This window comes from Pseudomonas sp. WS 5146 (assembly GCF_012985495.1).
In the GTDB taxonomy this organism is placed as follows: domain Bacteria; phylum Pseudomonadota; class Gammaproteobacteria; order Pseudomonadales; family Pseudomonadaceae; genus Aquipseudomonas; species Aquipseudomonas edaphica.
In genome coordinates, this window is the sequence record NZ_JAAQWL010000005.1 from 59023 (window position 1) to 76626 (window position 17604).

22 protein-coding genes and 1 tRNA gene are annotated in these 17604 nt (G+C 57.8%); 6 read left to right on the plus strand and 17 right to left on the minus strand.

What is annotated here, in order from left to right:
- Positions 1 to 12: 12 nt before the first annotated feature.
- From HBO41_RS14945 to HBO41_RS15020, 16 genes are all read right to left on the minus strand, one after another.
- The gene (locus HBO41_RS14945; RefSeq protein WP_169986804.1) at positions 13 to 423 is read right to left on the minus strand and encodes a type III secretion protein; all 411 of its coding nucleotides are present in this window, start codon (positions 421 to 423) and stop codon (positions 13 to 15) included.
- Positions 413 to 646: a hypothetical protein gene (locus tag HBO41_RS14950; protein WP_099549219.1), complete on the minus strand. Its 234-nt coding sequence runs from the start codon at positions 644 to 646 to the stop codon at positions 413 to 415. Before HBO41_RS14950 ends, HBO41_RS14945 begins: the two co-directional genes overlap by 11 nt.
- Positions 647 to 752: 106 nt before the next feature.
- Entirely contained in the window at positions 753 to 1346 is a 594-nt protein-coding gene (sctL, locus tag HBO41_RS14955; protein ID WP_138453481.1) for a type III secretion system stator protein SctL, read from the minus strand.
- On the minus strand, positions 1324 to 1782 hold the full coding sequence (locus HBO41_RS14960; protein WP_177033724.1) for a type III secretion protein: 459 nt from the start codon (positions 1780 to 1782) through the stop codon (positions 1324 to 1326). The genes sctL and HBO41_RS14960 overlap by 23 nt, the downstream gene beginning before the upstream one ends.
- A 118-nt stretch (positions 1783 to 1900) precedes the next feature.
- The gene (sctJ, locus tag HBO41_RS14965; protein ID WP_169986806.1) at positions 1901 to 2680 is read right to left on the minus strand and encodes a type III secretion system inner membrane ring lipoprotein SctJ; all 780 of its coding nucleotides are present in this window, start codon (positions 2678 to 2680) and stop codon (positions 1901 to 1903) included.
- Between the two features lie 7 nt (positions 2681 to 2687).
- Positions 2688 to 3053: a hypothetical protein gene (locus HBO41_RS14970; protein WP_099549220.1), complete on the minus strand. Its 366-nt coding sequence runs from the start codon at positions 3051 to 3053 to the stop codon at positions 2688 to 2690.
- Between the two features lie 66 nt (positions 3054 to 3119).
- Positions 3120 to 3287, minus strand: coding sequence for a hypothetical protein (locus HBO41_RS14975; protein WP_169986808.1), 168 nt, complete (start codon positions 3285 to 3287; stop codon positions 3120 to 3122).
- A gap of 156 nt (positions 3288 to 3443) precedes the next feature.
- A complete protein-coding gene (locus tag HBO41_RS14980; protein ID WP_017137644.1) occupies positions 3444 to 4388 on the minus strand; it encodes a sigma 54-interacting transcriptional regulator in 945 nt (314 codons plus the stop codon).
- Between the two features lie 316 nt (positions 4389 to 4704).
- The gene (gene ychF / locus HBO41_RS14985; protein WP_017137643.1) at positions 4705 to 5805 is read right to left on the minus strand and encodes a redox-regulated ATPase YchF; all 1101 of its coding nucleotides are present in this window, start codon (positions 5803 to 5805) and stop codon (positions 4705 to 4707) included.
- A 21-nt stretch (positions 5806 to 5826) separates the two neighbouring features.
- Entirely contained in the window at positions 5827 to 6411 is a 585-nt protein-coding gene (pth, locus tag HBO41_RS14990) for an aminoacyl-tRNA hydrolase (RefSeq protein WP_010213318.1), read from the minus strand.
- Positions 6412 to 6579: 168 nt separating this feature from the next.
- Positions 6580 to 7179: a 50S ribosomal protein L25/general stress protein Ctc gene (locus tag HBO41_RS14995; RefSeq protein WP_017137642.1), complete on the minus strand. Its 600-nt coding sequence runs from the start codon at positions 7177 to 7179 to the stop codon at positions 6580 to 6582.
- Between the two features lie 139 nt (positions 7180 to 7318).
- Complete coding sequence (locus HBO41_RS15000) at positions 7319 to 8260, minus strand: ribose-phosphate pyrophosphokinase (RefSeq protein WP_003208392.1); 942 nt, start codon at positions 8258 to 8260, stop codon at positions 7319 to 7321.
- 46 nt (positions 8261 to 8306) lie between these two features.
- A tRNA-Gln gene (locus HBO41_RS15005) sits at positions 8307 to 8381 on the minus strand.
- A 37-nt stretch (positions 8382 to 8418) separates the two neighbouring features.
- The gene (ispE, locus tag HBO41_RS15010; protein WP_178110933.1) at positions 8419 to 9222 is read right to left on the minus strand and encodes a 4-(cytidine 5'-diphospho)-2-C-methyl-D-erythritol kinase; all 804 of its coding nucleotides are present in this window, start codon (positions 9220 to 9222) and stop codon (positions 8419 to 8421) included.
- A 49-nt stretch (positions 9223 to 9271) separates the two neighbouring features.
- Positions 9272 to 9889, minus strand: coding sequence for a lipoprotein insertase outer membrane protein LolB (gene lolB / locus HBO41_RS15015; RefSeq protein ID WP_017137640.1), 618 nt, complete (start codon positions 9887 to 9889; stop codon positions 9272 to 9274).
- A gap of 4 nt (positions 9890 to 9893) precedes the next feature.
- Positions 9894 to 11618: a tetratricopeptide repeat protein gene (locus tag HBO41_RS15020; RefSeq protein WP_169986810.1), complete on the minus strand. Its 1725-nt coding sequence runs from the start codon at positions 11616 to 11618 to the stop codon at positions 9894 to 9896.
- Positions 11619 to 11800: 182 nt separating this feature from the next.
- Between HBO41_RS15020 and hemA the strand changes: the two genes are divergently transcribed.
- From hemA to HBO41_RS15050, 6 genes are all read left to right on the plus strand, one after another.
- On the plus strand, positions 11801 to 13090 hold the full coding sequence (hemA, locus tag HBO41_RS15025) for a glutamyl-tRNA reductase (protein ID WP_017137638.1): 1290 nt from the start codon (positions 11801 to 11803) through the stop codon (positions 13088 to 13090).
- Positions 13087 to 14169, plus strand: coding sequence for a peptide chain release factor 1 (prfA, locus tag HBO41_RS15030; protein WP_099549221.1), 1083 nt, complete (start codon positions 13087 to 13089; stop codon positions 14167 to 14169). The genes hemA and prfA overlap by 4 nt, the downstream gene beginning before the upstream one ends.
- Positions 14170 to 15000, plus strand: coding sequence for a peptide chain release factor N(5)-glutamine methyltransferase (prmC, locus tag HBO41_RS15035; protein WP_099549222.1), 831 nt, complete (start codon positions 14170 to 14172; stop codon positions 14998 to 15000).
- Complete coding sequence (locus tag HBO41_RS15040; RefSeq protein WP_099549223.1) at positions 14994 to 15749, plus strand: molybdopterin-synthase adenylyltransferase MoeB; 756 nt, start codon at positions 14994 to 14996, stop codon at positions 15747 to 15749. The genes prmC and HBO41_RS15040 overlap by 7 nt, the downstream gene beginning before the upstream one ends.
- Positions 15742 to 16536 (plus strand): glutamate racemase, encoded by a 795-nt coding sequence (gene murI, locus HBO41_RS15045; protein ID WP_169986812.1) that lies wholly within the window; start codon positions 15742 to 15744, stop codon positions 16534 to 16536. The genes HBO41_RS15040 and murI overlap by 8 nt, the downstream gene beginning before the upstream one ends.
- Before the next feature lie 110 nt (positions 16537 to 16646).
- On the plus strand, positions 16647 to 17165 hold the full coding sequence (locus HBO41_RS15050; RefSeq protein ID WP_017137633.1) for an acyloxyacyl hydrolase: 519 nt from the start codon (positions 16647 to 16649) through the stop codon (positions 17163 to 17165).
- A gap of 132 nt (positions 17166 to 17297) precedes the next feature.
- Here HBO41_RS15050 and HBO41_RS15055 read toward each other — a convergent pair whose 3' ends face one another.
- Positions 17298 to 17603 carry a YkgJ family cysteine cluster protein gene (locus HBO41_RS15055; RefSeq protein WP_169986814.1) on the minus strand — a complete coding sequence of 102 codons (306 nt, stop codon included), beginning with the start codon at positions 17601 to 17603 and terminating at the stop codon, positions 17298 to 17300.
- Position 17604 lies beyond the last annotated feature (1 nt).

Genomic DNA, 17604 nt, shown 5'->3' on the forward strand with positions numbered 1-17604 from the left:
AGGATTCTCTAGTTAATAAAACTGCGCACGCAGTGGAGTTGGCCCACATTTTTTGGGCGTTCTGGCCAGCCGCTTGGCCGTGGAACGCCAGGTGTCGCGCTGATTGAGAAGGGATTCGAGTTGGTTAAACAGAACGGCCTGATGGTCTTCCTGCGTGACGCATTGAAGTAGCCAGAGCTGCCCCGTGGAGGGCTCGACTGAAAGCGCTCCCTGAAAGTACGCCAGGCTTGCTCCACCCAGTTGTAGCCAGGTTTCCATTGTTGTTTGTGCGTGCTTTGGCTGATGGGTAAGTTGAGCGCTGAGCAAAAAACACTGCGGGTAACGACGCAGGGTTATGGCGTCGTCGCCCTCCAGCAGCGTGATTTCTTGCTCTGCCCCCGCCAGCCACTGAGTGAGCCGCGCGCTGAAACACTCAGGTCCCATTGAAAATGATTTTTCCCATCTCGGCTCGGTGGCCGAGAACCGCTCCGGCGGCAGTCGTCTGTAGCATCAAGTTTTGTTTCAGCCTGAAGTGTTCACCCAGCAGTGATGAAAACTCTTTCGAGGTTATTTCATCAGGGATGCCCTGACCGAGTTGTTCGAACTGCCGGTTGTTTTTGCTTAAATCCCTGAAGATTTGCCCGCCCTCGCGTGCGTCGAGTTTCATATGCTGATCTCCGTTGAACGTGTATTTTTTATGTGGTTTGCCTTTGGGATCCGTTCCACGATTTTTTAAATATCTGGATAAAAAATGCAGCAGGCCGGTTGAGAAGTTAATCCTCTGAAACAAAGTCTGTGTGAGACACCAACAGGGCATTGATCGAAGAGGCCCAGTCGATACGAAAGCTGCCTTCCTCTGCCTCCAGGATCAACATCTGTGGCTGAACAGACTCGTCACACAGCAGGCGCCAGGGCGCTTCGGTATGTTGATCCAGCCAATGTTCCACATCCGCCTGATCCTGCGGGTTGCAGACCAACTTTGCGCGGATCGCCGGGGCCTGGGCTGCGAGCATTTGCTTGAGCATGGCAGACACCCGTTGAGTGGGCGTTGTGTCCTCGAGCAAGCTGCGAATGGCACTGTGGGTGACCGATGTGGCGATGCGTTCGATGCTGTCGAGGACCGCTTGCTGCTGCGTGTGCCACAGATGCAATTGGCGATTGGCGCGTTGCCAGAACTCATGTTGAGCCTGCAGCAGCAATTGGTCGCGTTGCACATAGGTCTGGCGCAGGATTTCATCTGCCTGAACCTGGGCACTGTTTAACAATTCGGTGTCGCGGGCGCAGTCCGCCAACGTTTCCAAGGGAATCAGCGAGCAGGTCCGTGAAGGAAGCGGCTTGCGTAGCTCAATCGTGCGTTTGCACAGCATCGTCCTGGGCCTCCTCGGCGAAGGAAAACACCGGCTCGTTGTTTGACGCGCCGGTGCGCCATATTGCGGCCTTCCAAATAGTTTCAAGCTTGTCGTGGGCATCGATCAGTCGAGGGTTCTTCTCTAGGGCGAGCACCCGATGGCGGTCAAAGCTCAACCGCAGCCGCTGCCACACAGGGGGTTCTACCCAGGCGCGTAGATAGTGCAGGGGGTCTTCAGTGTTGATTTGCAGGGTGTTGGGCAGCAGTGCCTTGGAAAGGCGTACGCACCAGAGTTGCAGGTCTTGGCTCAATGGCGTGCGGTTCTTGATCTGGTAAACACCGCCGACCAGCGCGAGGATGAGGTCTCTGCGTTGTTCAGGTTCAAGTACCAACTGCAACAGTGCTGGAGACGGTTCGACAGGCAGGCATGGGTCAATTCCCAACGCCGTTGCCATTGCCGCGTGCTGGCTCTGGCAGAGTGTTTTCGAATAGGGCAATGAAGGGACGAAAGGCGGCCAGTCATGGGGCGAATCGAGCCATGGGCAGGCCCACCACTTGGCCCAACTGAGGCTGTCATGCGTCATTCGTGTTCGGCTCGGCTTGTTGGGCGCCGCGCGCCTTTTTCACCCAGAACCCCGCTGCAGCGCACCCCACAAACAGGACGATAAAGAACAATGTCACCATGGTCTGCCAAAAAGCGAGGTCACCGGGCTTAATCAGAAACGGCCCGAAGTAGGCGAGTTGCTGCTTTTCCTTGTAGGCGGTAGCCGGTACGAAGATCACGGTCAGTTTTTGCGGGTTTGCAACGGCTGTTGTCATGCCCGGTATGCTACTGGCGACCATCCGCCGAATGCGCGGCAGCAAGCTGTCGGGTTCCAGCCGTGGATCATGCTTGATGAAGACCGATGCCGAGGCCGGCTGTACCGGCTCTCCCGGTGCGACCCGCTCGGGCAGTACCACGTGTACCCTGGCGACAAGAACCCCATCGATATTGGACAAGGTCGCTTCCAGCTCCTGAGACAAGGCATAGATATAGCGCGCCCGTTCCTCAAGCGGTGTCGAGATGACACCTTCCTTGCGAAACACGTCGCCCAGCGTAGAGCGCGCAGTCTTTGGTAACCCGGCGGCGGCAAGCGTGTGGACCGCGGCAGCAATATCATCTGTGCGCACGCGAACGACCACGCCGTCTTTCTCCAGCTGTTTTTGTGCCCGAATGTGCTTGTCTGCCAATTCAGCGATTACCTCATTGGCTTCCTGCTCGGATAACTTGCGGTGCAGTTCGACGCTTTCACCGCATCCGCTCAGCACCGATAAGAGGGTCAGCCATAAGAGAATAAAGCGGCAGCGGCGCATGGTTCACCTATTGCAGGTTAGTGGTTTTCTCAACAAACGAAGTGCAGTGTTTTATTACCTTGACGCCGATGTTGAGGATTTCTTTTGATTCAATAATGGTCTGTGTGGCGTCCGCCATTTTCAGCTCGTTTTGGGTCTTGGTATATTCACGCAGGAGCTTGGGGATTTTTTCGTTGTTGGATTTCAACCGCTCTGATTGGCTCACCAGCGACCGACTGTTTCCTGGGGCGGAGGGGGCCGACGGATAGGGATTGTTCTGCTCCAGTGCTGCACTGAAGAAATGCGCGTCGTGGGCGCTATCACTGCTTTTTTCGACGGGAAACACAGGGGCACCTGAATAGGTTTCCCGCTCTTTTTCAAGCGTTGTGCGCATATAAACCTCCCTCAGGAAAATAGACAGGCTTTCTCTATTTAATACACTAGAGAAAGCCTGTGTTGCTTATTGTACTTTGTTAATTACCTGGCTCCACTTGCTGGCAATCGAAGCATCTTTATCCAGCTTTGCCATCTCGAGCGTTTCTTTGTTTTTTTCCTCAGTGAGCGTTTTCATTTGATCAAAAAGTTGTTTGCTGGTAATGCTGCCACCGCTGCCGACTGGAGATGTCATGGTTTCACCTTTGGGTTGTCTATCGGATAGTTGAGTATTCGTCATGAGGCATTCGATTAATCGTGCTACATCGTTATTTGATAATCGATGCTCGTACACTGAGTGGCGATGCCTCTGGAAACAGTTCCATCGGCCTATTTCTACTTGTTTCAGCGTTTATTGCACTTCCTGAGCGTGCAAACACGCGTTGAGTGAAACACCCAGTTGCTTCATTCGGTAGTAGAGCGTGCGCTTGGCAACCCCCAGTTCCAACGCCACACAATCCACGCTGTAAGTGTGACGATGTAAAGACTCTTCAATGAGCGTTTTCTCAATACGCTGCAGACGGTCTTTCAGGCCCAGTTCCAGCGGTTCTGCATTCGATGCCGATAAAGGCGGCAGCCCAAGGACAAAACGCTTGGCCGTGGAGCGTAGTTCGCGGACATTGCCCGGCCACGTATGACACAACAACTGCTGGAGCAGTTCGGTTGGGGGGTGAGGGGCTGTGCAGTTGAAGTGCTCCGCCTCTTGTTTAATCATCTCCAGAAACAACGGTACGATACGCTCACGTCGGTCACGCAGCGGCTGCAGCTTGATGTTAATAACGTTCAGGCGAAAATACAGGTCCCGCCTGAAGCTGCCTTGCTCGACCATGTCATGCAGTGATTGTTGAGCGGACGCGATGACGCGCATGTCGACGGGGATGAAGCGTGTTGAGCCCAGCCGTTCAACCCCTCGTGATTCGAGCATACGCAATAGCTTGGCCTGCAGCGAAAGCGGCATGCTGTCGATTTCATCCAAATACAACGTACCCAGGTGAGCCGCCTCGATAAACCCTGCGCGTGATTGTACAGCCCCGGTATAAGCACCACTGTTGACACCGAATAATTGGCTTTCGGCGAGGCTCTCCGGAATGGCGGCGCAATTGACCGCAACAAAGTTACCTCGACGGCCGGACAGGCGATGTATTCGTTGTGCCAGGGTATCTTTGCCAGTGCCGGTTTCCCCCAGCAACAAGATGTCAACATTCAGTGTCGCGGTGCTATTGATCGTGTTCTCAATATCCGAGCCTTCAATGAATGGCGTATCGGTTTCGCTTTCTTTTTGATCGGCGGCCGACATCGGGTGGGTGCTCCACTAGCGTGATTGTTTACGATTAAAAGGCTGTGATTTAGACGGTGTTTGGGCAGAGCGTAAAGTATAAGATTTATCATCGAGTATGCAGGTAAGAGTAAGCCAGGCTTGCGTAGGAAAAGTCATTAACTTGTCGCTTAACGTCACTCGAGGTTGTTGGGCTGTTTTTGTTACGACAAATAGGAAACGTCTTAAGGTTTCAAATAGATAAGAGGATAGCTATTGTCGAAATACAAACAACCGCCCACAAAAAAGCCGATGCAGTGCATCGGCTTTTTTGTGGGCGGCAAAACCGCGATGGCGCTTAGACGTTGAAACGGAAGTGCATCACGTCGCCATCCTTGACGATGTACTCTTTGCCTTCCAGGCGCCATTTACCGGCTTCCTTGGTACCGGCTTCACCCTTGTACTGGATGAAGTCGTTGTAGGCGATGACTTCGGCGCGAATAAAGCCTTTTTCGAAGTCGGTGTGGATCACGCCGGCGGCCTGTGGTGCAGTGGCACCGACCTTGACGGTCCAGGCGCGGACTTCTTCAACACCGGCGGTGAAGTAGGTCTGCAGGTTGAGCATTTCGTAGCCGGCGCGGATCACGCGGTTCAGGCCAGGCTCTTCCAGGCCCAGGGCCTCGAGGAACATGTCTTTTTCTTCGCCGTCATCGAGCTCGGCGATTTCCGCTTCGATCTTGTTGCACACCGGCACCACGATAGCGCCTTCTTCGTCGGCGATGGCCTTGACCACATCCAGCAAAGGGTTGTTCTCGAAGCCGTCTTCGGCAACGTTGGCGATGTACATCACAGGCTTGGTGGTCAGCAGGTGGAAGCCTTTGATCACGGCTTTCTCGTCGACACCCATGTTCTTCATCAGGCTGCGTGCCGGCTTGCCTTCGGTGAAGTGTGCGATCAGTTGTTCCAGCAGGCCTTTCTGAACCACTGCGTCCTTGTCACCGCCCTTGGCGTTACGCGCGACTTTCTGCAGTTGCTTTTCGCAGCTGTCGAGGTCGGCGAAGATCAGTTCCAGGTCGATGATCTCGATGTCGCGTTTCGGGTCAACGCTGTTGGAGACGTGAATCACGTTCTCGTCTTCAAAGCAGCGGACCACGTGGGCGATGGCATCGGTTTCACGGATGTTGGCCAAAAACTTGTTGCCCAGGCCCTCACCTTTCGACGCGCCGGCTACCAGGCCCGCGATGTCGACGAACTCCATGGTGGTCGGCAGGATACGCTTGGGATTGACGATCGCCGCCAACGCGTCCAGGCGCGGGTCTGGCATCGGCACGATACCGCTGTTGGGTTCGATGGTGCAGAAGGGGAAGTTCTCCGCCGCAATACCGGACTTGGTCAGGGCGTTGAACAGGGTGGATTTGCCGACGTTGGGCAGGCCGACGATGCCGCAATTGAATCCCATGGTGTTTCCCCTCGGTAAGAGTCAGGCCTTCTGGCTGTGCAGGTTTTTCATCGCGCGGTTCCATTCACCGGCGAAGATATCCGGCAGCACGCCGAGGGCAAAGTCGATGCTGGCATCGAGTTTTTCCTGTTCGGCGCGTGGCGCACGACCCAGGACGAAATTTGAAACCATACTGGCAACGCCTGGGTGGCCAATGCCGAGCCGCAGACGGTAAAAATTATTCTGATTACCCAACTGCGCAATGATGTCGCGCAGGCCATTGTGGCCGCCATGCCCGCCGCCTAACTTGAGTTTGGCAACGCCGGGTGGCAGGTCCAGTTCGTCATGGGCCACCAGGATTTCTTCGGGTTTGATCCGGAAGAAGCCCGCAAGCGCCGCGACAGCCTGGCCGCTGCGGTTCATGTAGGTGGTAGGAATCAGCAGACGAACATCCTGACCCTGGTGCGAGAAGCGCCCGGTCAGGCCAAAATATTTGCGATCGGCCACAAGGTTCACACCTTGTGCGTGGGCGATACGCTCAACAAAAAGGGCCCCCGCGTTATGCCGGGTCTGTTCGTATTCGGCGCCTGGATTTCCCAGGCCAACGATCAGTTTAATGGCAGTCACGACAGGGGCCCTTCCTTTGGAGTTGTGGATAACATCGCCGCAACCTGTGTGCGGCGAAAGCGGTCAACAAAAGATCATTTACTCAAGAGTAAACGCCGCGTTATCGCCCGCTTTCTCGCTACGTTCCGGTCCGCGATGTTTCCTCAAGCTCCGACATTACAGAGTGAATTACTCTGCAGCGCCTTCTTCAGCTTCTGGTGCAACGCGTGGAGCGTGAACGTTTGCAACAGCTTTGTCATCACCGTGAGCCAGTGCAACAAACTCAACGCCTTTAGGGGCTTTGAGGTCGGACAGGTGAACGATGTCGCCGATTTCCAGAGCCGACAGGTCGACTTCGATGAACTCAGGCAGGTCTTTCGGCAGGCAGGTCACTTCGATCTCGGCAACAACGTGCGAAACTTCGCCGCCTTTCTTGACCGGAGCTTCTTCACCAACAAAGTGCACAGGCACGATAGCGGTCAGTTTCTGACCGGCTACTACGCGTACGAAGTCAGCGTGCAGCACGTGGCCTTTGGCTGGGTGACGTTGCAGGGCCTTGATGATGACGTTCTGCTTCTTGCCACCAACATTCAGCTCGATGATGTGGCTGTAGGCCGCATCGTTTTCGAGCAGTTTGGCGATTTCTTTGGCCAGCATGCTGATGGATTCAGGGGCTTTGTCGCCACCGTAAACTACAGCTGGAACCAGGCTTGCGAGACGACGCAGGCGGCGGCTCGCACCTTTCCCCAGGTCGGAACGCGCTTCAGCATTCAGAGTAAAATCGTTCATGTTGTATCTCCAAAATAACCACATTCGCCCCAGCGTTTGCGACCAGCGCTAAAGGCGATATGGGCAAAAAAGCCCCGCCCCAACAGAATGCTGGGGCGGGGCGCTTTTCGTCAGTGGGATGTTTCGTAAGGTTTGACCCTTATCGGAACATCGCGCTGATCGATTCTTCGTTGCTGATGCGGCGAACCGCTTCGGCAACTACCGGTGCGATATCCAGTTGACGGATACGCGAACAGGCTTGAGCTGCTGCGGACAACGGGATGGTGTTAGTCACCACCAGTTCGTCCAGCATGGAGTTCTCGATGTTCTCGATCGCTCGGCCCGACAGCACAGGGTGTGTGCAGTAGGCGAAGACTTTTGCTGCACCGTGCTCTTTCAAGGCTTTCGCCGCGTGGCACAGGGTGCCGGCGGTGTCGACCATGTCATCAACCAGAATACAGGTACGCCCTTCGACATCACCGATGATATGCATCACTTCAGAGTGATTGGCTTTCTCACGGCGTTTGTCGATGATCCCGAGGTCCACGCCCAGGGATTTGGCAACAGCCCGTGCACGCACGACGCCACCAATGTCCGGGGACACGATCATCAGGTTTTCAAAGCGCTGGTCTTCAATGTCATCCACCAATACTGGGGAGCCGTAGATGTTATCTACCGGAATATCGAAGAACCCCTGGATTTGGTCAGCGTGCAGGTCAACCGTGAGAACACGGTCGATGCCTACCACGGTCAGCATGTCAGCAACGACTTTCGCGCTGATAGCCACACGTGCGGAACGCGGACGGCGATCCTGACGGGCATAACCAAAGTAAGGGATTACAGCTGTGATTCGAGTCGCTGAGGAGCGGCGGAAGGCATCAGCCATCACGACGAGTTCCATCAGGTTATCGTTGGTCGGAGCGCAGGTCGGCTGAATAATGAAAACATCTTTACCGCGGACGTTTTCATTGATCTCGGCTGTAATTTCGCCGTCGGAGAATTTACCGACAGAGATGTCACCGAGAGGGATATGCAGCTGACGTACGACACGTCGAGCCAGATCGGGGTTGGCGTTCCCCGTAAAGACCATCATCTTGGACACGCGCAGTACCTAGAGGCTGAGGGTAACCTGGATGAGTATTAGAAAATGGCAGGGGCGGCTGGATTCGAACCAACGCATGGCAGGATCAAAACCTGCTGCCTTACCGCTTGGCGACGCCCCTGTATCTGTTGCAACGAGTACCCAGTACTCGGTTCCTTTTAGAGCAGACTTTGCAGCTTGCGATGCAACATCGAAACGTTGCTTCCCTTTGCTACAAACCCTGTAAGGGTCTCTGTAAGAAGGGCCGAGACTTTATCAGCTTCAGCTTTGCTTGGGAAGCCCCCAAACACACAACTTCCAGTTCCGGTTAATTTTGCTTCGGTAAATTTACCTAACAAATTCAAAGCGTTACGTACCTCTGGATAACGCCTTGCTACAACCGGTAAGCAGTCATTTCGACTGTTTCCCTTGGGAACGGGGCGCACTTTAATGGGAGGAGAGTTACGTGTCAACAGTGGATCTGAAAAAATTTCTGCTGTACTTACAGATACTTGCGGAACAAGCACAACATACCAAGGCTCTTCGGGGTATTCCGGGGTGAGTTTCTCCCCGACGCCTTCGGCAAAAGCCGCGTGCCCACGCACGAAAACCGGCACGTCGGCGCCCAGTGTCAGGCCCAGCGTGGCCAGGCGATCGTGGTCCCAGCCCAGTTGCCACAAGTGATTCAAACCGAGCAGCGTGGTCGCGGCATTTGAGCTGCCGCCACCGATGCCGCCGCCCATGGGCAAAATTTTATCGATCCAGATGTCGATGCCGAGTGAGCAACCGGATTGCGCCTGAAGTTTTTTCGCGGCCCTGACGATCAGATTGCTGTCGTGGGGCACGCCTTCGAATTCGGTGTGCAGCTGGATCACGCCATCGTCGCGCACGGCGAAGGTGAGTTCATCGCCGTAATCGAGAAACTGAAACAGCGTCTGCAACTCGTGGTAGCCGTCTTCACGGCGACCCAGAATGTGCAGCATCAAATTGAGTTTGGCCGGGGAGGGCAGTGTCAAGGTGGTGGCGGTCACGTTATTGCCCCAGCTTGCGCGGTTGCCATTCCTTGATCACCAGCGTGACGTCAAGGTCGGTGCCATGCAGTTTGATGCGCTCGGGCAGCCAGTAGGCGCCCTGTTGCACGTAGCTGAGGTATTCAACCTGCCAGCCATCCTGCTCAAGCGTGGCCAGGCGGCTGTCGCCGTTGAGGCTCAGCCTGCTTTTGCTGTCCGGCGCAGGCAGGCCGCGTACCCACCACACAAGGTGCGAAACGGGGAGCTTCCAGCCAATCTGTTGTTCCAGCAGTTCTTCCGGCGTGGCTGCCTCATAGCGGCCTTGATTGGCCACTTCCAGGCTCACTTGCCCTGGCCGGCCGGTCAGGCGCGCAGCACCGCGGCCAAGTGGCCCGGACAAACGGATATCGTAATAGTCCTGGCGCTGCAGCCAGAACAACGTGCCGCTGCCGGAATCTTTCGGCGCGCGAACCCCGACCTTGCCGTCGATCTGCCAGCCGTCGATGCTGCTGAGCTGCTCTTTGTGCTGTTTCCATTGCGCCGGGTTGCCCTGGCCTTCAACGGATTCACGACTGCCGATGCCCGCGCAACCGGCGAGCAGGGCGATGAAACTGAAAACAATAACGTGGCGCAAAAACATAAGCTTAAAGGGTCTCGGATCCGGTCAGGCGCTTGATGGTGCCGCGCAGGATGGGGCTTTCGGGTTGTTCCTTGAGGAATTTTTCCCAGATTTGTCGCGCTTCGCGCTGTTTGCCATTGGCCCACAGCACTTCACCCAGGTGGGCTGCCACCTCTTGGTCAGGGAAACGTTCGAGTGCCTGGCGCAGCAGGCGTTCGGCTTCGTCCAGATTGCCCAGGCGGTAATTCACCCAACCCAGGCTGTCGAGCACGGCCGGGTCTTCCGGGTTGAGCTTGTGGGCTTGTTCGATCAGCACCTTGGCTTCGGCGTAACGCGTGGTGCGGTCCGACAGGGTGTAGCCCAGGGCATTGAGCGCCATGGCATTGTCCGGGTCGCGCTTGATGATCAGGCGCAGGTCTTTTTCCATCTGCGCCAGGTCATTGCGTTTTTCCGCCTGCATGGCGCGGGTGTACAGCAGGTTCAAATCGTCGGGGTATTGCAGCAAGGCTTGTTGCAGCAATTTCCAGGCGCGTTCGCCCTGCTTGTTGGCCGACAGTGTTTCGGCCTGGATCAGGTACAGCTGGATCGCATAGTCCGGTTCGGCATCACGTGCCGCCGCCAGGCGTTTTTCCGCTTCGTCGGCGCGGCCGTTGCTCATCAGGATATCGGCCTGACGCAGCTGGGCCGGCAGGTAATCGTTGCCGGGGCCGACCTGGGCGTACTCAAGCAGCGCAGCCTGCGGGTCGTTGCGTTCTTCCGCGATGCGGCCGAGGTTCAGGTGCGCCGAATCCACATGGCTTTCGCGCTCGATCAGCTCCTCCAGATAACCCTTGGCCTCGTCCCAGGCCTTGGCTTCCAGGCAGACCAGTGCCAGGGAGTAACGCAGCTCGTCGTCGTCGGGGTATTGCTGGACCAGGTTGGCGAACTGCACTTTGGCGTCTTCCATGCGGTCTTGCTCCACCAGCATTCGCGCATAGGTCAGCAGCAAGCGCTTGTCGCCCGGGTATTTCTTGATGCTTTTTTCCAGCAGTGGAATCGCTTCCTTGCCGCGATTAAGGTTCTGCAGCAAGCGTGCGCGCAGCAGAATCGGGGCGATCTCGCCGTCTTCCGGCGGGTTCTGCTCCAGCAGCTTGAGGGCGGCATCGGATTCATCATCCTGCTGCAGCAGCAAGGCTTTGCCGAAAATCAGTTGGCTGTTTTTCGGATGCTTTTGCAGCAGGCGGTCAAAACTCTTCATCAAGCCATTGCGCGTGTCCTGGTCAGTGTCGGCAGCCGACAGCGCGAGGAAGTCGAAATGCGTGTCGCCCTTGCCCTGCAGGACTTTCTCCATATACACCATGGAGTCGTCATAGCGCCCGGCGCGTGCCAGTTGCACGGCCGCCGCACGTTGCGCTTCCAGGTCTTGCGGAGCGTTTTTCGCCCAGATCAGCGAAGTATCCAGCGCGGCCTGGTCAGCGCCCAGGTATTCGGCGATGCGAAACGCACGCTCCGAAATGCCCGGGTCCTGGGTGTTGATGGCCTGGGTCACATAGTTATCCAGGGCAATATCGAAACGATTGCGCTGGCCGGCGAGTTCCGCGGTCAGCAGGCTGTAGATCGTTTCTTCATTGAACGAGGAGTAAACCTTGGGCTTTTCAGGGGCTGGGGCGCTGTCTTCGACCGGCGGCGTACCGTCCGGCGACACGGGTGCCAAGGCCTGGCAGCCGCTGAGGAAGACAAAAGCAAGGAGCAACGCGGAAGATCTATTCATATAGGAAGAGGACGACTAACCTGCGGTCGGATCATCATGACACAAGCCTTCGGCCAAACATAACCGAGTCTCAGTGGGCGCCTTTATAGGCACAAGCTACTAGGACAATAGACGACGGTGGTTGTTCTGGATCTATCGAAGTAGGACAATTGTCGGCTTCCCGACATCATCAGCGATATTGAATGGCCTTCCTCGCACTCGGTATTAACCACAAGACTGCAACCGTAGACGTGCGCGAGCGCGTGGCGTTTACGCCAGAGCAGTTGGTTGAGGCCTTGCAGCAGCTCTGCCGGCTCACCGACAGCCGCGAAGCTGCGATCCTTTCGACCTGCAATCGCAGCGAGCTTTATATAGAGCAGGAACATCTCTCAGCGGATGTGGTGCTGCGCTGGCTGGCCGATTATCACCATTTGGATCTCGAGGACCTGCGCGCCAGTGCATATGTGCACGAAGAGGATGCGGCAGTTCGTCACATGATGCGCGTCGCCGCAGGGCTCGACTCGCTGGTGTTGGGCGAGCCGCAGATCCTCGGCCAGATGAAATCCGCCTACGCCGTGGCCCGCGAGGCTGGCACCGTCGGCCCGTTGCTTGGCCGTTTGTTCCAGGCTACGTTCAATTCGGCCAAGCAGGTGCGCACCGACACCGCCATCGGTGAAAACCCGGTGTCCGTCGCGTTCGCCGCCGTGAGCCTGGCCAAACAGATTTTCAGTGACTTGCAGCGCAGCCAGGCGCTGTTGATCGGCGCCGGTGAAACCATCACCTTGGTCGCTCGCCACCTGCATGACCTGGGCGTCAAGCGTATCGTGGTCGCCAACCGCACCCTGGAGCGCGCGAGCATCCTGGCCGAGCAGTTTGGCGCCCACGCGGTGTTGCTCTCGGACATCCCGGCCGAGCTGGTGCGCAGCGATATCGTCATCAGCTCCACCGCCAGCCAGTTGCCGATCCTGGGCAAAGGCGCGGTCGAGAGCGCGCTGAAGCTGCGCAAGCACAAACCGATCTTCATGGTGGATATCGCTGTTCCCCGTGATATCGAGCCTGAAGTCGGCGAGTTGGACGACGTTTACCTCTATAGCGTCGATGATCTGCACGAAGTGGTCGCCGAAAACCTCAAGAGTCGCCAGGGCGCAGCCCAGGCCGCCGAGGAAATGGTCAGCACCGGCGCCGAAGACTTTATGGTGCGCCTGCGTGAGCTGGCGGCGGTCGACGTGCTTAAGGCGTATCGTCAGCAGGGTGAACGCCTGCGCGATGAAGAATTGATCAAGGCCCAGCGCTTGCTGGCCAACGGCAGCAGCGCCGAAGAAGTGCTGATGCAATTGGCACGTGGCCTGACCAACAAATTGCTCCACGCCCCCAGCGTTCAGTTGAAAAAGCTTACCGCCGAAGGCCGCCTCGATGCGCTGGCCATGGCCCAGGAACTCTTTGCCCTCGGTGAGGGCGCGTCAGATAGCTCTTCGGATAAAAAACCGCAATGAAAGCGTCACTGCTCAATAAACTGGACGTGCTCCAGGACCGTTTCGAAGAACTGACCGCCTTGCTCGGCGATGGCGAGGTCATCTCCGATCAGACCAAGTTCCGCGCCTATTCCAAGGAATACGCCGAAGTTGAGCCGATTGTGGCCACCTATAAAAGCCTGATGAAAGTGCAGGCCGACCTCGAAGGCGCCCAGGCGCTGCTCAAGGACAGCGACCCGGACATGCGTGAAATGGCCGTGGAAGAAGTCCGCGAAGCCAAAGAGAAGCTGGCCGAGTTGGAAGGCGACCTGCAACGCATGCTGCTGCCCAAAGACCCGAACGACGGGCGCAACGTGTTCCTCGAAATCCGCGCCGGCACCGGTGGCGACGAGGCGGCAATCTTCTCCGGCGACCTGTTCCGCATGTACTCGCGCTACGCCGAGCGACGTGGCTGGCGGGTCGAGATTTTGTCCGAGAATGAGGGTGAGCACGGCGGCTATAAAGAAGTCATCGCCCGGGTCGAAGGTGACAACGTCTACGGCAAGCTTAAATTCGAGTCCGGCGCGCACCGCGTGCAGCGGGTTCCGGCGACTGAATCCCAGGGCCGTATCCACACCTCGGCGTGCACCGTGGCCGTGTTGCCCGAGCCGGACGAGCAGGAAGCCATTGAGATCAACCCGGCGGACTTGCGTGTCGACACCTACCGTTCGTCGGGCGCCGGTGGTCAGCACGTGAACAAGACCGACTCGGCGATCCGGATCACCCACTTGCCGTCGGGCATCGTGGTCGAATGCCAGGAAGAGCGTTCCCAGCACAAAAACCGTGCGCGGGCCATGTCCTGGCTGTCGGCCAAGCTCAACGACCAGCAGACCAGCGCCGCCGCCAACGCGATTGCCAGCGAGCGCAAGCTGCTGGTGGGCTCGGGCGACCGCTCCGAACGCATCCGCACCTACAACTTCGCCCAAGGCCGGGTCACCGACCACCGGGTCAACCTCACGCTTTACTCCCTCGACGAAATTCTCGCCGGCGGCGTTGATGCGGTGATCGAGCCTTTGCTGGCCGAATACCAGGCCGATCAATTGGCGGCGATAGGTGAATAAATGACCATTATTGCCAGCCTCCTGCGCGCCGCTGACCTGCCTGACTCGCCCACCGCGCGTCTGGATGTGGAACTGTTACTGGCCGCTGCCTTGGGCAAATCGCGCAGCTACTTGCACACCTGGCCGGAAAAAATCGTCAGCAGCGAAGATGCGCTGACCTTTGCCGATTACCTGCAGCGTCGCCGCACGGGTGAGCCGGTGGCCTACATCCTCGGTCAGCAGGGTTTCTGGAAGCTCGACCTGGAGGTCGCGCCGCACACGCTGATCCCGCGCCCGGAAACCGAGCTGCTGGTGGAAGCCGCCCTTGAATTGTTGCCGGCCACGCCTGCCAAGGTCCTCGACCTGGGCACCGGCAGCGGCGCGATCGCCCTGGCCCTGGCCAGCGAACGCCCGGCCTGGCAGGTCACTGCCGTTGACCGTGTGCTCGAAGCCGTAGCCCTGGCCGAACGCAACCGCCAGCGCCTGCACCTGAAGAACGCCACGGTGTTGAACAGCCATTGGTTCAGCGCGCTGCAAGGCCAGCGCTTCGAATTGATCATCAGCAACCCGCCTTACATTGCCGATAATGATCCGCACCTGGTGGCAGGCGATGTGCGCTTTGAACCGGCCAGCGCCTTGGTGGCGGGCCATGATGGGCTGGACGATCTGCGGTTGATCATCGCTCAGGCCCCAGCCCACTTGAATACCGGTGGCTGGCTGCTGCTCGAACACGGTTACGACCAAGCTGCGGCGGTACGTGATTTGTTGTCGGGTGAGGGCTTTGAAGAGGTCCACAGCCGCATCGACCTCGGCGGCCACGAACGCATCACGTTGGGGCGCCGCCCGTGCTGACCGACCAGGAGCTGTTGCGCTATAGCCGACAGATTCTGTTGCAACATGTCGACATCGAAGGCCAGCTGCGTCTTAAAAACGGCCATGCGCTGATTGTCGGCCTCGGCGGCTTGGGTGCGCCAGTCGCGTTGTACCTGGCCGCTGCCGGCGTGGGCGAGTTGCACCTGGCAGACTTCGACACTGTCGACCTGACCAACCTGCAACGCCAGATCATCCACGACACCGACAGCGTCGGGCAGGCCAAGGTCGATTCGGCCATGCGTCGCCTGGCCGGCATCAACCCCGAAATTACGTTGGTCGCCCATCGCACTGCGCTGGATGCCGATTCACTCGCCGCCGCAGTGGCCGCGGTAGACGTGGTGCTCGATTGCAGCGACAACTTCGCCACCCGTGAAGCCGTCAACGCCGCTTGTGTTGCGGCTGGAAAACCATTGGTCAGCGGTGCGGCCATTCGCCTGGAAGGGCAATTGTCAGTGTTCGACCCGCGCCGCGACGAAAGCCCGTGCTACCACTGTTTATATGGGCACGGCAGCGACACCGAGCTGACCTGCAGCGAAGCCGGTGTGGTCGGTCCGTTGGTCGGGCTGGTCGGTAGCCTGCAAGCACTGGAAGCGCTGAAGTTGCTGGCAGGCTTTGGTGAACCCTTGGTGGGGCGCTTGCTACTGATCGACGCCTTGACCACGCGTTTTCGCGAACTGCGCGTCAAGCGCGACCCCGGCTGCAGCGTTTGCGGGACGGCCCATGGTTAAGGACGCGCCCATCGGTGTGTTCGATTCCGGCGTCGGCGGCCTGTCGGTGCTGGATGAAATCCAGCAGTTGTTGCCCCATGAGTCACTGCTGTACGTGGCTGATGGCGGGCATATCCCCTACGGTGAAAAATCCCCGGCGTTCATTCTTGAGCGTAGCCGTTTGGTCGCCGAGTTTTTTCGTGAACAAGGCGCCAAAGCCTTTGTGATTGCCTGCAACACCGCAACCGTCGCCGCCGTGGCTGATTTGCGCCAGGACTATCCCGACTGGCCTTTGGTGGGTATGGAGCCGGCGGTCAAGCCAGCCGCCGCTGCCACCCGCAGTGGCGTGGTCGGCGTGCTCGCCACCACCGGCACATTGCAAAGTGCCAAGTTCGCAGCATTACTCGACCGCTTTGCCACCGACGTGCGGGTGATTACCCAGCCGTGCCCGGGCCTGGTGGAGTTGATCGAAACCGGTGACCTCAACAGCACCGCGCTGCGCCAGCTGTTGCAGGGCTATGTCGACCCGCTGCTGAGCGCCGGTTGTGACACCATCATCCTCGGCTGTACCCATTACCCCTTCCTCAAGCCGCTTCTGGCACAGATGCTTCCCCCTAGCATCATCCTGATCGACACCGGCGCTGCCGTGGCGCGTCAGCTCAAGCGTCTGTTGGGCGAACGTAACCTGCTGTCGCCCGGCAAGCCTGAGCCAGCGCAGTTCTGGACCAGCGGCGACGTCGATCACCTAAGAAATATCCTACCGACACTCTGGAAATCTCCCGGTGTTGTGCGTAATTTTGGCTTGTGAAAAATTCGTGAAACATCGCGGTTAGAAGCTGAACTTCTGGCATCGCGCAAGCTTCTATAGCGTTAGCCTGTACAAAACCATACGACTTCGATCTCAAAGGATGTGCTCTTATGAAGCGCTTGTTCTGTTTGGCTGCGATTGCGGCCGCTGTGGTGGGACACTCAGTTTCGGCCCAGGCCGCCGGCCTGGAATTTGGGGTGGGGGGCACCAGCGATTCGACCATGACCTATCGATTGGGGCTGACGTCGGATTGGGATAAAAGCTGGTGGCAGAGTGATACGGGCCGACTGACCGGCTATTGGAGCGGCGCTTACACCTACTGGGATGGCGACAAACGCGCGAGTGTCAGCAGCCTGTCGTTCTCGCCGGTGTTTGTGTACGAGTTTGCCGGGGAGAAGGTCAAGCCCTATATAGAAGCCGGGATCGGTGTCGCGGTGTTTTCACGTACACGGGTTGAAGACAACAACATCGGCCAGGCCTTCCAGTTCGAAGACCGACTGGGCTTTGGTTTGCGCTTTGCCGGTGGGCATGAAGTGGGCATTCGCGCCACGCACTATTCCAATGCGGGCATCAGCAGCAATAACGACGGGGTAGAAAGCTACTCGTTGCACTACACCTACCCGTTGTAACTCTCAAGCCTGCGCAAAACCATGTGGGAGCTGGCTTGCCTGCGATGCAGACACCTCGGTTTATCAGTTACACCGAAGTGATGCTATCGCAGGCAAGCCAGCTCCCACATTTTATATCCACCACATTTTGGCTCAGCGATACGCCGTCGCAATGCCCTGGCGCTCTTCCAGGCACTCCGGCGCACCCATCTCGAATTCCCGACAGATCAACGGCCGCCGCTCGTAGATCGTGCACATCATCGTGTCCCGATCCAGCGCCGCGCACCAGCCGTCATCCAGGCGCAGCATCACTTCACCGCCCCAGTCGTCGGTATCGATATAGCGTTGCGGCACACCCGTGTCGGTAATCAGCATGACTTCCAGCTGGCAGCAGCAGGCCGCGCACGTCGAGCAGGTGACGGCGGGTTCGGAGATTTGAGTGTGGGGGATGTTGGTCATA

Coding starts and splice junctions, on each gene's coding strand:
- HBO41_RS14995 (WP_017137642.1), bottom strand. CDS start 7,179: ATGAACGATTTTACTCTGAATGCTGAAGCGCGTTCCGACCTGGGGAAA.
- HBO41_RS15020 (WP_169986810.1), bottom strand. CDS start 11,618: ATGAATAGATCTTCCGCGTTGCTCCTTGCTTTTGTCTTCCTCAGCGGC.
- HBO41_RS15050 (WP_017137633.1), top strand. CDS start 16,647: ATGAAGCGCTTGTTCTGTTTGGCTGCGATTGCGGCCGCTGTGGTGGGA.
- HBO41_RS14970 (WP_099549220.1), bottom strand. CDS start 3,053: ATGCGCACAACGCTTGAAAAAGAGCGGGAAACCTATTCAGGTGCCCCT.
- HBO41_RS14950 (WP_099549219.1), bottom strand. CDS start 646: ATGAAACTCGACGCACGCGAGGGCGGGCAAATCTTCAGGGATTTAAGC.
- hemA (WP_017137638.1), top strand. CDS start 11,801: ATGGCCTTCCTCGCACTCGGTATTAACCACAAGACTGCAACCGTAGAC.
- HBO41_RS14960 (WP_177033724.1), bottom strand. CDS start 1,782: ATGGCAACGGCGTTGGGAATTGACCCATGCCTGCCTGTCGAACCGTCT.
- ychF (WP_017137643.1), bottom strand. CDS start 5,805: ATGGGATTCAATTGCGGCATCGTCGGCCTGCCCAACGTCGGCAAATCC.
- HBO41_RS14980 (WP_017137644.1), bottom strand. CDS start 4,388: ATGTCGGCCGCCGATCAAAAAGAAAGCGAAACCGATACGCCATTCATT.
- lolB (WP_017137640.1), bottom strand. CDS start 9,889: ATGTTTTTGCGCCACGTTATTGTTTTCAGTTTCATCGCCCTGCTCGCC.
- sctL (WP_138453481.1), bottom strand. CDS start 1,346: ATGCTGTGCAAACGCACGATTGAGCTACGCAAGCCGCTTCCTTCACGG.
- murI (WP_169986812.1), top strand. CDS start 15,742: ATGGTTAAGGACGCGCCCATCGGTGTGTTCGATTCCGGCGTCGGCGGC.
- HBO41_RS15055 (WP_169986814.1), bottom strand. CDS start 17,603: ATGACCAACATCCCCCACACTCAAATCTCCGAACCCGCCGTCACCTGC.
- HBO41_RS14975 (WP_169986808.1), bottom strand. CDS start 3,287: ATGACATCTCCAGTCGGCAGCGGTGGCAGCATTACCAGCAAACAACTT.
- ispE (WP_178110933.1), bottom strand. CDS start 9,222: ATGCTGCACATTCTGGGTCGCCGTGAAGACGGCTACCACGAGTTGCAG.
- prmC (WP_099549222.1), top strand. CDS start 14,170: ATGACCATTATTGCCAGCCTCCTGCGCGCCGCTGACCTGCCTGACTCG.
- prfA (WP_099549221.1), top strand. CDS start 13,087: ATGAAAGCGTCACTGCTCAATAAACTGGACGTGCTCCAGGACCGTTTC.
- sctJ (WP_169986806.1), bottom strand. CDS start 2,680: ATGCGCCGCTGCCGCTTTATTCTCTTATGGCTGACCCTCTTATCGGTG.
- HBO41_RS14945 (WP_169986804.1), bottom strand. CDS start 423: ATGGGACCTGAGTGTTTCAGCGCGCGGCTCACTCAGTGGCTGGCGGGG.